The organism is Streptomyces sp. NPDC004542 (assembly GCF_040610035.1).
Lineage (GTDB): Bacteria > Actinomycetota > Actinomycetes > Streptomycetales > Streptomycetaceae > Streptomyces.
Genome location: NZ_JBEXLP010000015.1, coordinates 1 through 13,525 on the forward strand (window position 1 = coordinate 1; position 13,525 = coordinate 13,525).

The following is a 13,525-nucleotide window of genomic DNA, read 5'->3' on the forward strand; positions in this document are numbered from 1 at the left end:
TCAGTGAGTACCAGCGGCCCCGCCGGGAGCGAGGATCGGGCACCGCTTCCAGGAAGAACCGCAGGTCAGGCATGTCGTCTGGATGGAGTGGACCCAACTTGGCCAACACGGCAGGGATCGGGGAAGATGAGACAGCGGACACGGGAACCCTCTTGATCACTTGGCTTAGACACCTGAATGATCACGGATCCCGTGTCCGCTCTGTCATCCACCCCAACCAGCGACACTCTGACGCCAGTTGGGCGATCCCGGGAACTTGCGCAAGCCCTGCTGTGGATGCCGGAAGCCGTGCGAAGCCTTACTGGTTGTCGAGCGACGACAGCATCGTACTGAGAAGCCGCGCGGCGCCGTTCGCTTGCTCACCATCACCGTGGACTGCTTCCACCATCATAATCAGCGCGGCACCCCTGCCAGGGCCGGGACTGCTCTCAGACGGGCTGATATATTTCGGGGAACGTAGCGTAGCGGCCGAGTACATGAGTCCGACCGGCAGGAATTTCGCGGACGGTATGGTCCGCTACGACATGCATCCCGACTTCCTCAAAGAATTCGCCAAGTCTCCCTACATGAGGAGATACGACCTCAAGGGGCCCAACGGAACCCCGAGAATCGAGTTCACCATTCCAGTCGACAAGCTCGAAAGATTCAATGAGTTGACGCTGAACAAGACGTGGATCGCCATTAACGGGAGTGGGTGACGAAGTGATCCGGGATCACGAAGAGCTTGATGTTACCATCACACTGGTCAGCCCGGTAGGTGTGATGGTGGACATGGGAGACGCCGACGGTTTCATCGATCTCAGAAAGCATCCCTCTTGGTGGGGTGACGCGGATTCCCCCAAGATCGGCGATCGACTGCACGTAGTCGTGCTTGACGATTCCAGAACCCCACCCCGCCTGAGCGCACTCAAGGATGACATCGAGATTGCGAGACGCATCAGATCCGAAGGCTCGTGACCCCGCACGAAATCCTGGCAGGTGGTGGACTGGATGTACGACTTTCCGTTCGAGCCGATCAGCTTTAGAGCGAGATCGGCGATAGCGGATCAGAAATCCGAAAGGCGCAGGAATTCCTCGAAGGTGTAGGCGGCGCGAGACAGGCCAGGCGCAGCAGCGCGACAGATCATGATGTCGTTGATGCCTGGTGCCGGCGAAGCCTCTGACATGGTCGGAGCATGGGGACCGGGTCCCGATGGGGATGACTTGTCAGCACGGACAGTGTGGTTCACGGCCTCTCACGTACTCCTGGACGCTCAATGATCCGTGATCAGCGGTTGACAGCCTGGATCTCCTGGACGACGACGTCCTGCTCGGCTCCGAATGTCCCGTCAGGCAGGGCCCGTTCGCCGTTCACGCCTGTACCGGTCCAGTGGATCTTCCAGGTGATGGTGGCCTTGAGCTTGTACGAGCCGTCTGCAGAGGAGCGCAGGTACCTGACTCCGCACGGCGGAGACTCGTCTGCCTTGCCCTTCGCGTACGCCTCACCGATCCGGCCGTTGCTGATCTCGCAGACGCCGGACGCCGGAAACGTCGTGGCGTCGGCCGTGCCCGGCTCGATCCTCAGCGACACCGGTTCGGCGGTGGTCGTCGCCTCGATGCCGAGCAGTGGGACGGACGCTGTGACCGATACCGGCTCGAACGTCGCCGCGTCCAGCCACGCCCAGGTCGGCAGGTTCACCTTCGTGGTGCCCTCTGGAGCGAGCTGGACCTTGGCCGAGGGGACGCGGATCTCGGCGTACGCGAGCTGCGCGAGCACCTCCGGCGTGACTGCTTGGGGGATGTCCGCCGGCGGAGCCTCACCCTGGTCCACCCAGAAGATGGGCCTGGTGCAGTCGAGCGCGCCCGGGTCGCCCTCACGTCCCTTGGTGACGTATGAGTCCCACCAGTAGCCCTTGCCGGTCTTGTCCTTGTTGAAGTCCTTGTACGTGCCGGCGGTCTGGCCACCGTTCTCGTACTTGTTGCGTTGCTCCAAGTCCCACTGAGCCCCGGTCGACTCGGCCTCCCAGATCGACTCCAGATATGCCTTCAGCTCTGCCGGGGTGTACCTGGGCGCGTAGTAGCACGCAGGTGGGGTCCACGTGGTCGTAGACGTCACTGCCCCCGCGGATTGCCCGGAACCGTTCTTCGACCGGTCGAAGACGACAGCGCCAGCTGTCGCCGAAACCGTGTCGCCCTTGCTGTCTGCCGACACGGTCGTGTCGCCTTCTCGACTGCCGTCAGGGGTAGCACTGGCCCAAGCGCTTGGCGAACCCAGAGCCACGAACGTCATGGTCAGGACGAGACCACTGAGTACTCGCCGGCTCACTTCAGGCACTGCTTCGCTCCCGCGGTCGACGCGATGCCCGTGGTCTGCCACACCCCGTCACCGCGCTTTTGCAGCCGGGTGTTGTAGAGGATGAAGTCCTGGTCGGACGGAGTGGTGACCTTGGGCTTACCCGTCTTGAGGTCCTTGGCGTAGCCCTTGCTCTCGTCGGCGCAGAACACGACCGACGCAGTCTTGCTGCCGTCCAGCGTCACGATCCGGTCGTAGTAGCGGAACCTCCCGGTGATACCGAGACTCGCCTTCTTGAACTTCCCCACCCACGTCACGGCCGCTTCCAGGGCTTTCCCGCTGTTGTAGAAGGCGATCCCTTTCTCCTTCGGGTCCGTACCCGCGATTGCCGCGTTGACCGCGCGCATTCGTTCGGCGCTGTCGGCCAGCACGGCGTCCTTGACGGAATCGTCCGTCTTCTCGCCCTCGAACGTCATGGTGAGGTCCGACGGCAATGTGATGTCGGGGCGGTCGGAAGGCGTCGAGGCGGAGGGGCTCGGCGACGCTGAAGCAGACGGCTGGTCACCCGTGTCAGCACCAGCGATCTTTTCGTTGCCTTTGGAGTCGTCGTCACCGCTCCCGCAGGCGGACAGCGACAGGGCCGCGACGGCGGTCAGCGCGGCGGCTGCGAGCAGGGTGGGACGGCGGTTCACGGATGGCTCCCGGTGGGGCGAGGAATCTCACGAGTGTGCCAACGCTATCGGCGGGACTTGGGGGACACCAGGCGGGTTCACGTCAAGCCCGATCTTCCAACTGGGTAACTCGCCACAGAAGTCACCATGAATGACTGGCCCGCAGGGTCACTGTTTCGTAACGCAACGAAGTCTGTGGACATGGCCGCACCGGCTGAATACGAGCCACAGAAGCCCCCGATGGAGCAGGCCGCAACCTCCTGACGGCGGTGTCCTAATTAAGCGTTTCCGCAGGTGACGGGTTCTTTGGGCGCCTCATGCCGGGTGCCCCCGGCAGGATTCGAATCTCCGCACACGGCTCCGGGAGTTGTCGTCAGGACCTCTGGTTCGGGTCGGGCCCTCACGATGCGATGACGCCTCTGGCCGGTGGAGGACGGTTGCCGTCTTGGAACCGAGGGCTCCCGCAAAGACGTTACGTGCGGGGGCCCTTCGCTTTCTCCCGGGCGTGAGGGGGCGTCAGGCGGTGGGTGCCGGCGACAGCACGTGGTCGCCGACCTTGTCGGTGCTCAGGCACAGCGAGCACACGACGGCGCCGTGCGTCCGGCAGGCGGCCACGTCCGGACGCTCGAACTCCTGGCGGCACACGTGGCACTCGTACGTCACGGCGCTGGGGTTGCCGTCCCCGTCCAGGAGCGGCTCTTCGATGCCGTCGTCGGTGCGGCGCAGGTAGTACTTGCCCTTGGTGACGATGGCCATGAGCGGGGTGAGGACGAAGGCGATGACGGCGGCGGCGACGGGGGAGTACGGCTGGAGGGTGTCGCCGAGGGCGTGGAAGTACATGGCGATGGACAGGCCGGAGGCGGCGACGAAGGCCACGACGCCCACGGGGTTGACCGCGTGGAGCATGCCGCGGCGGAACTCGGGCTGGAGCGGGGAGAGCTTCAGCAGGTACTTGTTGATGCCGATGTCGGTGGCGACGGTGACGACCCAGGCGATGGCGCAGTTGGAGTAGAAGCCGAGGATGTCGTTGAGGAAGCTGAACATGTCGGCTTCCATCAGGGCGAGGGCGAAGGCCAGGTTGGCCAGGACGAAGACCATGCGGCCGGGGTAGTGCTTGGTGACGCGGGTGAAGGAGTTGGTCCACGCCAGCGAGCCGGAGTACGCGTTGGTGACGTTTATCTTGATCTGGCTGATCACGACGAGGGCCACGGCGAGTGGGATGACCATCCAGGACGGCATCATCGCGTCGAAGGCGCCGCGGAACTGCTGGATCGGTTCGGGTGCGGCGTCCGCGCCGACCTCGGCGAGGACGTAGACGGCGAGGAAGACGCCGATGGCCTGCTTCAGCGCGCCGAGCACGACCCAGCCCGGCCCGGCCATGATGACGGCGGTCCACCAGCTGCGCTTGTTCGCTGCGGTCTTGGGCGGCATAAAGCGCAGGTAGTCGATCTGCTCGCCGATCTGCGCGATCAGGGAGAGGCACACGCCCGCGCCGAGGAGGACGGAGGCGGTGTTGACGCCACCTTCGCCGTCGGTGCCGGCGTAGGCGAGGAAGCGGTCCACCGTGCCCGGGTCGGTGGCGATCAGGTAGACCAGCGGGGCGACCATCAACACCAGCCAGACCGGGGTGGTCCACACCTGGAGCTTGCTGAGCGCCTTCATGCCGTAGATCACCAGCGGGATCACCATCAGGGTGGAGACCAGATAGCCGAGCCAGAGCGGCAGTCCGAGGCCGAGTTTGAGGCCCTGGGCCATGATCGAGCCTTCGAGGGCGAAGAAGATGAAGGTGAAGCTGGCGAAGATGACGCCGGTCAGCACCGAGCCGTAGTAGCCGAAGCCGGAGCCGCGGGTGATCAGGTCCAGGTCGATGTTGTAGCGGGCGCCGTAGTAGGCGAGGGGGAGGCCGGTGACGAAGATGACGACGGCGGCGACCGTGATCGCCACGAGCGCGTTGCCGGTGCCGTGGGCCAGGCCGATACCGGCCCCGATGGAGAAGTCGGCCATGTACGCGATGCCGCCCAGCGCCGTGGTCGCCACGACCATGGGGGTCCAGCGGCGGTAACTGCGGGGCGCGAAGCGGAGGGTGTAGTCCTCCAGGGTTTCCCTGACGGCCTGGTCGGTGCCGGACGCCGCCCTGTGCGCCGGTTCCGGCTCGGTCACTTCTGCCAGTCGTGGCTCGGTGCTCATACCGTGCCTCCTTGCTGCGGGTCGGGGACTGCTGTGGGGGTGGCTCACATCGGAGGCGGGCGAGGGTGCCGGGGCCCGCGTGACAGCGTCGTGGAGGGGGACTGCGGGGGTGGGGAGTGGCGAGCGGGGCGGGACAGCGGGGCGTGGCCCGTGGGGCGGGCGATACGCCTGCTTCAGACACGCCTCACGGGACGTCGCGTAGACCCGTGCACGGTGCGGGAGTTGCCGTGGATCCGAAGCGAGGCCGGGCGCGTACAGACTTTCGTGTCCATGACAGGGGACGCTAGGAGGCAGTCGTTACCTCTCCATGCTCCCCGGATGAAGGAAGCGTTTCGGAAGGCTCTCGCGGGGCGCCTGCGGGGCACCGCAGGCCAGGTGGTGAGGCCGTGCACGAGCTCGCGTCCAGGCATCTGTAGGCGACAGGAGTGGCCCACAGGCCGAACGTGGGGAAGAGCGCGGAGTCGGGATGCCTCCTGGGCATGGGTGGGTGGATCAGGCCTCACCGATCAGTGCGATGGCGGCTCGCGGGTTTTGAGGGCGCTCGCCGGGGGCCAGTGCGAGCAGGTCGACCTCGTGCTTGGTCCGGGCTGTCGGGTCGGCGATCTCCGCCGTGCCCACCGCGCCGAGGGACAGCCCCGTCTCGTCGATGGCGAAGGAGCGGGCCCATTCACGCGCGGTCTCCTCGAAATGCGGGCCGAGGATCTTCCAGTGGTACGTCGGCCGGGACGACTGCCACACCTGGGCACCACGCCGCCGTTCCACCAGATCCACCATGGGCAGTGTGATCAGCTGGTTGAAGCGGATCACCGGGTCCGCCACGCTGATGGCCGGGTGCCGCGCCTTGAGCAGGTCCTGCTCCTTGCGGACGTAGCCGGTGGACTCGAGCACCTCCAGCGGTGCCACCATGGCGGAGCGGGACCGTTCCAGCATCGAGCCGACCTTCGCCGGGGTCGAGGCGCCCCGGGCGACCGCGGACAGTACGTCGTAGTACAGCGTGCGGTGGGTGATCCGCGGGTCCTCGCGCAGCAGGGACTCCGCCTCCACCCGGGAGTACAGGGCCCGTCCCTGGTCCAGCAGGGCGCGTTCCACCCAGGGGGCGAACTCGCCCTCACTCTGCGGGGCCCGCCCAGCGGCCAGCGGTCGGTAGCCGGGGGGCGCCGCCCAGCACGGAGCTGCGGCTCTCTCGCCCCCAGTGCCACGTTGCGGGAGACTCCCTCACATGGCCTACCCGAGCGGTGGCCGTGTCCGTCGGGCTGCGCGCCTCCTGGTGACATTCCATGGTCAGTCGGCGACGGAAGGGAGTGGCTCCGCGCCGTGAACGGCTCTGTACGGTGTTCGGGTGACACACGAAGCGGAATCCGGTCTGGCAGTCTGCTCTCTTCTCTCCTGGGGCACGGAGCATGGCGAACGTCTTGACCCAGTGGCCGCGGACGCGGTCGTGTATCTGCTCGCCCTGAGCGGCGCCAAGGTACGCGACGGGCTGCCCGAGGCCACCCCCGACCTGGTGCGGGCCGTGCTGCTCGAGGCGCTGCCCCAGTTCCTCTCCGTCGCACCGGGCGAGGAGGGCGCGGCACTCGCGGTACTGCGTGTCCTGGCGGACCGCACCAGGGCGGACGGGCGGCTCAACACCAAGCGGCACGCGCGGTTGCGCGAGGCGATCGACAAGTGCGCCGAGGAGCACTTGCGGGTGATGTGCGACCCGCGCGAGTTGACGCTCCCCCGTTTCTGGGGCGGCCTGCTGCGAGCGCGCGGTGTCGACGTTCGGGACGCGCAGGCGGTGCGGGGAGGGTTGGAGGAGCTGGCGCGGCTGCCGTACGCGGAGCGTGCCGAGCTGCTGTCCCTGCCCGACGCGACGGAGACCGCGGAGTCGGACGCGGGCTCCTTGTGCGCGGGCCCGGCGGCGTGGGCGCTCGGCCCCTACCGGCGCGGACTGGCGATGGAACGACAGGCGGTGGCCGCGATGCTGCTCGGGCAGCGCCTCGCCCTGTATCTCACCGAGTCGGACGAGGCGCCATGGGTGCTGGACCTGCTGGGCTCCGAGCAGGTGGCGCGTCTGATGGATGCCGAGGGAGTGGACGAGTGGACCGAGGCGGCCACGAAAGCCGGGTTGCGCGTGGCCCGCCGCTGGTCGCTCGGGCCGGCCGAACTGCCGACGGCGGCACTTCCCGCTCCCGGTCCGCGTCCGGACGACATGGCGCTGCGCACGGCGGTGGGCAAGGTGGTCGAACAGTACGACACGCTGCGGGGGGAGGAATCCTTCGCACCGCCGCACCCGCTGCCCACGGACCGGGACGGCTTCGTGTCCGCGCTGTGCGACAGCGGGTTGCTCGCGCCCGCCGCGCAGCTCGCCGCGTGCCCGCCCGCGGACGCCGACGCGGAGGGGGCCGACGTCGCGCTCACGACCGGTTTCCTCGTCCTGGACGAGGAAGGCACGCCGCGGCCCGGGCCGTCCCTGGAAGCATGGCGTGAGCGGAACGCGGGCGAACTGGCGGCTCTCGCCGTGCGCGCCCTGGTGGAGCTGTGCGCGCGGCTGGGCACGGATCCGGACCTCGGGGAAGACTTCGAGGGCGAGATCCTGGGCGATCTGGTGGCACTCCACTGCGCCGCGGGCGAGACCCGGTCGGTGGCGCGGGATGCGGCTGTGGCGGCCGACTGGATGGTACCGCCGGAGGCGTCGCTCGCCGCGCCGGTGCGCGGACCCGGGGACTCCACGGAGTCGGATGAGCCCGGGTACACGGCGGAGGCGTACCGCCTGCCGTCGCTGCCCGAGCTCGAACGACTGCTGCAGCTCGGTCCGTTGGACGAACAGGACGCCGCCGATCTGGCGCCGGAGGCTCGGCGGCTGGCCGGCCGCCTGGATCTGCTGGCCGCGGCCGGTGTGGTGTGGCGGCGCGGCGACGCGTACGGGCTGACCCCGCTGGCCGCCGCGGTGCTTCGCGAGGCGCTGCTGCTGGCGTACGGCGGCGGCTGGCCGCCGCTTACCGGGGAGTCGGCGCGGGAGGCAGACGGGTCCGCCGCGGGTGACGGGGAGGGGCAGCGGTGGACGCCGGCGAACGTGGCGGAGCGCTTCCCCACCGTGGAGGCGGTGATCGCCATGGATGCCGCACAACTGGTCCCCGCTGCGCGGCAGTGGGACGATCCCGCCGCCCACCGGGTGCTGCGCCAGTGGGTTGCCGGCGGCGAGGGACCCGAGGCGCGCTGGCCGAGGCTGCTGGCGGCACTGGCGGCGTCCTCCCCCACTCTCGGCTCCGGTCGCGCGGAGGGACCCCCATCGTCCACGGATCTGCTGGCTCACCGCAGGCTGGCGGCGCAAACCCTGCCCGACGCCCCGCCCGGGCTGCTCGCCGGGTACGTCGGCGACCCGGTGCTCGGCGCCTGGGCCGCCGAGGCGCTGCGGGCGGCGGGGGAGGCGGTCGACGAAGAGGCCGTGCCCCTCCCGTCCCGGCTGCTGTGGAGACTGGACCGGCTGCACGCCCTCGCGGCCCCGGCCTGGCGTGCGTCCTTCGCCCTCGGCGAGGTCCCCGAGGACGACGAGACGCCGCCGGAAGGAGCGGACGGCGGCCTTCGCACCCCTGAACTCGGCGCCCTGCACGAGGGGTTCGAGCAGATGGCCACCGGCTGGCCGGGCGGTGCGTCGGCGCTGGTGTCGGAGCTCGCCCGTGCCGACCCCGCCACCGCATCGCATGCCCTTCAGCTGCTGTCGGACCATCCGGACGAGGAGATCGCCCGACCCGCAGCGCTGGCGTACGAGGAGTGCGAGAAGGCGTACCTGGCACAGGTGCGTCAAGAGCCGCCGGCCGCGCGGGGCAAGGGTGGCGGCCGTAAGAAGGGCAAAAGGCGCCACTGAGTGCCGATCGGTGGCGACGAGGTGGTTCAGCCTCGAGGCAGGCTGAAGTCCACCACCGTGGAGTAGGTGTCGCCCTTCAGGGCTTCGATGAAGCTGGTGAAGGCTCCGGTTGGGACGGAGAGGGGAGCCCTCGCCGGGGCCTTCGAGTCGCGGACGGCTATGTGGGTGCGACGACGTGCGACCGCCACGCAGGCGTCGCCCTGGCCGCCGCCGGAGTAGGACGACTTTTGCCAGGTGTTGAGGTCCAACATGGACTCACGGCTCCTTCGCCATCCGGAGGATGAGGTCACGCGAACGCGCGGGTTCGAGCGATGCCGCTTCCACCCTGCAAAAGAGCGTTCGGTAGCGCCCGAGTTGGGCTTCGGCGTCGATGAACACAGGGCCATCGGGTCCGTCACGTACGAAGGTGTCCAGCTTGGGGACCGGACCACCTGCGTACCCCATGGCGCTTCCCGCTCCTCCGAAGCCGTCCAGGTCAAAGGGAATGACACGTACGGTGACCTGATCGGCTTCAGAGAGTTCCAGGACGCGGGCGAGCTGAGCCCGTGCTGCGGCTCGGTCACCGACCCTGATGCGCAGCGCTGCCTCGTGGATCACTGAGCGTTTTCAGCGCTGCCTCTCCAGCGTGAGGACAGCTTTGGTGATGACGGTCGTGCGGCTGGGGCTGATGCGTGATCGGCGGAAGATCTGCCAGGACTGCAGTCTCGCCATGCCGTGTTCGCCCGGTGCCCGTGCCGCCGACTCGTCGCCCTCGGGGTGACATGGGGCGGCTGCTCTCCGGCAGCCGAGAGGCAGTGCTGGAAAACGCGGATATTCCGCCGTGGAGCGGCGCGATCCGACACCATAGCGACATGACAGATGCGGGGGCGTCCGGACGGGGGCGTGTCGGTCGGTGGTACTGGGCGTTGGCGATGGGCGGGACATGCGCCGCGTTGCTCATGGCCTACGTGGGGAAACTGGGCGTCATATCGATGCTGAGCGTGACACTGCCCACGCTGGCCCCCTTGTACCTGTCCTGGAAGGCGTTCGCGCACGACCGGCTCGACGCCGGACGGGCGAGCGACTTGGAGTCCGCGGCCCGCGATCTGGCCGACCTCGTGCGGCGGCAGTGGGAAGCCGAGACGCAGGCCCGTGGCCTGGACGGCCTCGCTCCGATGCCGGTCACCTGGGCTGCCGCGGGCTTCGATTTCGTCCACGACTGGTCGAACCTGCGGTCCATCGCGACCGAGTGGCCCGGTGGTCGCCCCGGGGACTCCGCCGGCTGGCCGTCCACGCCCGCTGGCCTGGCCGGACGGGACGGGGAGATCGGGAAGGTGTTCAGTGACAGGACACCGGCGCGGCGGCTGCTGCTTCTCGGGGAACCCGGAGCGGGCAAGACGACGCTCCTGAACCGCCTTCTGTCGCATCTGCTCGACAGCTGGGACGCGGCCCCCGAGAAACGTGTTCCGGTGCTCTTCAACCTCGGCTCCTGGCATCCGAATGACACCACCCTGTCGCACTTGATGGTCCGTCAGCTTCGCCAAAGCTATCCGGGACTGACTGCACTCCCGCCGGCCGGTGTCGCGACGCACGGCGCCGCCGACCTGGCCGAGGCACTGCTCACGGGGCAGCGCATCCTGCCGATCCTCGACGGCTTCGACGAGTTGCCGGTGGGCCTGCGTGCCAAGGTGCTGGCCGCCGTCAACGACGACCCCTGGATCACGGCCCCGCTGGTGCTCTCCAGCCGCCTCGCGGAGTTCCGCGAGGCCGTTCACGCCGCGGACCTCGCCATCGGCGTGTACGGGGCGGCGGGGATCACCATTCTGCCCATGGACGCCGCTGACGCGGCCAGGTACCTCCGGGGGAGGCCGGGCACCGCGGAGGCACGGCGCTGGGAGCCGGTGGTGGCCGAACTCGGCACGCGAAGTCCCGTCGGACAGGCCCTGAGCACCCCGTTGGGACTGTTTCTCGCGCGCAGGTTCTACCGCTCCTCCTTGGAGCCGGGCTATCCGGGCCGCACCCTGCCGCCGGACCCGGCGGGACTGTGCCAGGACGGCCGGTTCCGCACGAGGGACGAGGTGGACGAGCACCTGCTCGGGAGTTTCCTCCCCAGCGTGTACGGAACCGACGCCCCGCAGGCACACCGAGTCCTGACCCGGATCGCCCGGCATCTGGAGCACGACCAGGGCGGTGCTCCAGACATCGCCTGGTGGAGGCTGAGGGCGCTCCTGCCGACGCGCCGGGCGGCGCGATTCGTCGCCTTCGTCCTGGGCGGTGCCGTACTGGTGACGGCCACGGTCACCGCCGGAGCGACGGCGTCGCTGACTTACGGGGCACAGGGCGACATCCTCTACTGCCTCTCGCTGGGCCTGTACTTCGGGCTCCTGACCGCGCTGACGGTGGCCGGGGCCCGCCCGGCCCTGGTGGCGATCGCGTGCGCCCTGGTGACGCTCGTTGCACCCTCCGACGGCCCAGTTCTGTGGACGTGCGGCGACCTCGCCGGCATCGCGATCGTCGTCTTCCTGGGCTTCCCGGCCCTCCGCCGGACGGCGGCGAGGTTCCGGTCCCTGGGGTCCGCGCGGATCCTGGCCCTGGGGCTGACCGGCGCACTGATCGGCGCGATGACGCAAGGGGTGCTCACGTACGTCGTCGTCACCATCCAGCCGGTGGACTGGGACAACCCCCTTGCCTTGACCGGCGAGGCACTTGAGAGCGGCGCCAGGCTGGGACTCTTCCTGGGCCTCTCCTACGCCGCCCGCGTCAGCCTGAGGGAAGCGGCCGCGACCCCCGGCGGACGGCTGGCCTGGGCATGGAGCCGGTCTGGTTGCCTGGCGGCGCTGCTGCTCAGTCTGGTGCTCACGGGCATCGCAGCGTGCGTGAGCGCGGCGATGCCGTCGCAGTGGGGAGCGGACGCCTCCACGTGGACGGTAATCGCCGAGATCGGCTTGTCCATCGCCCTGGTCACCGGGCTCGCCGGCGGCATCGGTTTCGGTCTGTCCGTCCAGACACCCGACCTTGCCACAGTGGTGGGACCCGAAACCGTCCTGCGTCAAGACCGCGAGGCGACCGGCACGATGACACTGATGACCGGTGGGGTCTTCCTGGTGGTCTTCGGCCTGTCGGTCGCACCCCTCACCCTGACCGGCGGTTCCGGAATCTTCGGCGTGGCGACGTTCGCCTGCCTCTACGCCCTGCTGGGGGCAATGCTGGGCGCCCTCCGGCAGACCTCGTACATCTTCTTCGTCCTCACGCAAAGCCACCTCGCCCGGTACGAGGGATTCCCGCCCGACCTCATGGCCTTTCTCGACGACGCCCGAAGCCGAGGCATTCTGCGCCAGGTGGGACCCGTCCACCAGTTTCGTCATATCGATCTGCAACGTCACCTTGCCCGCCAGTCCCTGAGGTGACCGGGTGTGGAGGCCGGCGAGGCGCCGGTGGCGGACGGGCCGTCTCTCAAGAGTGCCTTGAAGGGGAACGGGGGCGGTTGTACGCGGTACGGGCGATCCGGCCCCAAGTGGTGGGACGCGTACGGGTCGTGTCCATAGAGTGAGCTCTTTCAGCGTTGCCGCTCCAAGGTGAGGACGGCCACGGCGATTGACGACATTCGATTCGGGCTGCACCGAGCCCTGCGGAAGATGCGCCAGGACTTCAGACGGGCCACACCCCGTTCCACTGGTGCCCGTGCCGCCGAGAGCGCGCGGTTGAGCGCTTGCTGAGTCGGTGGCAACCCGCGGCCGGGTGGGCGTCTGAGCGGTGTCGTCACCCACGGGCCGGCTCCCACGTAGGCGCGGTCGGCGAGGACCGGGATGCCCTGGCGTTCGCAGATCCTGATGATCCGGTGTGTGCGGGCCGCGGTGAGGTCGTGGGCACGGCCGGGCAGGGCAGGCGAGATCCACAGTAGCCGCCCGGCCGGGTCGGTCACCACCTGCACATTCACCCCGTGCCGACGATGCTTGTGCGAGTAGTCGGTCCGGCCGTCGCCGACCCGGTCGCACTCCGCCAGGGTGCCGTCCAGCAGGACGTAGTCCGGGTCGGCTTCGCGCAAGGCGCGCAGCAGGCCGGGCGCGCGGTCCGCGAGCAGGTCGATGACGGCTGCCGCGTAGGCGGGGGCGGTGCCGACGGAGATACCGAAGCCGACCGCGAGCTGGGCGAGGGTGTCGTGCCTGCGCAGGTACACCAGACCGACCAGGGCACGCTGGTGCGGCGGGAGTTTGCATCGCCGGTCACCCTCGCTGGTGACGATGAGCATGGTGACCCACTCGACCAGGGCGTGGGGCAGGTCGAGTGCGGCAGGACAGGGAACCAATGCGGCACCTGTGCCTGTGGGTTGAGACTTCGAACACCGCCCCCAACGGCAGGGGACTGAAGCGCCGCCCAGGTTCACGCGATCAGTTACAGACGGCTGCCTGCGGTGGCACCTGTCTGCCTGCGCCAGCCGCTGCTCACAGCGAAATCACCGAGGGCGAGGCTTTGAAAGCCCCCGACAGTAGCCCGCGGCAAGATCGGACCTGCGCACACGGCTCCGGAGGGCCTTGCAGTCTCAACCGTACGTCCAGGTCATCCGCTACC

10 protein-coding genes and 2 pseudogenes are annotated in these 13,525 nt (G+C 68.7%); 4 read left to right on the forward strand and 8 right to left on the reverse strand.

Annotation, left to right across the window (positions count from 1 at the left end; genetic code table 11):
- Positions 1-305 precede the first annotated feature (305 nt).
- Positions 306-698 (forward strand): hypothetical protein, encoded by a 393-nt coding sequence (locus tag ABZX30_RS11540; protein WP_355931833.1) that lies wholly within the window; start codon positions 306-308, stop codon positions 696-698.
- Entirely contained in the window at positions 691-957 is a 267-nt protein-coding gene (locus tag ABZX30_RS11545) for a hypothetical protein (protein ID WP_355931836.1), read from the forward strand. The genes ABZX30_RS11540 and ABZX30_RS11545 overlap by 8 nt, the downstream gene beginning before the upstream one ends.
- Positions 958-1,267: 310 nt before the next feature.
- On the opposite strand, the gene ABZX30_RS11550 is transcribed toward ABZX30_RS11545, so the two are convergent.
- The 4 genes from ABZX30_RS11550 to ABZX30_RS11565 form a co-directional block, all read right to left on the reverse strand.
- Positions 1,268-2,269 (reverse strand): hypothetical protein, encoded by a 1,002-nt coding sequence (locus ABZX30_RS11550; RefSeq protein ID WP_355931839.1) that lies wholly within the window; start codon positions 2,267-2,269, stop codon positions 1,268-1,270.
- Positions 2,270-2,301: 32 nt separating this feature from the next.
- Positions 2,302-2,964, reverse strand: coding sequence for a hypothetical protein (locus ABZX30_RS11555; protein WP_355931842.1), 663 nt, complete (start codon positions 2,962-2,964; stop codon positions 2,302-2,304).
- A gap of 495 nt (positions 2,965-3,459) precedes the next feature.
- A complete protein-coding gene (locus ABZX30_RS11560) occupies positions 3,460-5,130 on the reverse strand; it encodes an allantoin permease (RefSeq protein WP_355931845.1) in 1,671 nt (556 codons plus the stop codon).
- Positions 5,131-5,622: 492 nt separating this feature from the next.
- Positions 5,623-6,219: a hypothetical protein gene (locus ABZX30_RS11565; protein ID WP_355931847.1), complete on the reverse strand. Its 597-nt coding sequence runs from the start codon at positions 6,217-6,219 to the stop codon at positions 5,623-5,625.
- Positions 6,220-6,550: 331 nt separating this feature from the next.
- Here ABZX30_RS11565 and ABZX30_RS11570 point away from each other — a divergent pair, with 331 nt between their 5' ends.
- On the forward strand, positions 6,551-8,977 hold the full coding sequence (locus ABZX30_RS11570; protein ID WP_355931850.1) for a hypothetical protein: 2,427 nt from the start codon (positions 6,551-6,553) through the stop codon (positions 8,975-8,977).
- Between the two features lie 26 nt (positions 8,978-9,003).
- Here ABZX30_RS11570 and ABZX30_RS11575 read toward each other — a convergent pair whose 3' ends face one another.
- The 3 genes and pseudogenes from ABZX30_RS11575 to ABZX30_RS11585 form a co-directional block, all read right to left on the reverse strand.
- Positions 9,004-9,228 carry a DUF397 domain-containing protein gene (locus ABZX30_RS11575; protein ID WP_355931853.1) on the reverse strand — a complete coding sequence of 75 codons (225 nt, stop codon included), beginning with the start codon at positions 9,226-9,228 and terminating at the stop codon, positions 9,004-9,006.
- Between the two features lie 4 nt (positions 9,229-9,232).
- Positions 9,233-9,577: pseudogene (locus tag ABZX30_RS11580) on the reverse strand (Scr1 family TA system antitoxin-like transcriptional regulator); the annotation flags it as partial.
- Between the two features lie 6 nt (positions 9,578-9,583).
- A pseudogene (locus tag ABZX30_RS11585) lies at positions 9,584-9,715 on the reverse strand (IS5/IS1182 family transposase); the annotation flags it as partial.
- 242 nt (positions 9,716-9,957) lie between these two features.
- On the opposite strand from ABZX30_RS11585, the gene ABZX30_RS11590 reads away from it, so the two are divergent.
- Positions 9,958-12,363, forward strand: a complete 2,406-nt coding sequence (locus ABZX30_RS11590; RefSeq protein WP_355931854.1) for an NACHT domain-containing protein — start codon at positions 9,958-9,960, stop codon at positions 12,361-12,363.
- Positions 12,364-12,512: 149 nt separating this feature from the next.
- Here the strand turns inward: ABZX30_RS11590 and ABZX30_RS11595 are convergent, their stop codons facing one another.
- Complete coding sequence (locus tag ABZX30_RS11595) at positions 12,513-13,262, reverse strand: transposase family protein (protein WP_355931857.1); 750 nt, start codon at positions 13,260-13,262, stop codon at positions 12,513-12,515.
- Positions 13,263-13,525: the final 263 nt, after the last annotated feature.

What these genes read in the sequence shown, in the direction of transcription:
- ABZX30_RS11575 (WP_355931853.1), bottom strand. Translation starts at nt 9,228, where the DNA reads ATGTTGGACCTCAACACCTGGCAAAAGTCGTCCTACTCCGGCGGCGGC.
- ABZX30_RS11560 (WP_355931845.1), bottom strand. Translation starts at nt 5,130, where the DNA reads ATGAGCACCGAGCCACGACTGGCAGAAGTGACCGAGCCGGAACCGGCG.
- ABZX30_RS11550 (WP_355931839.1), bottom strand. Translation starts at nt 2,269, where the DNA reads ATGACGTTCGTGGCTCTGGGTTCGCCAAGCGCTTGGGCCAGTGCTACC.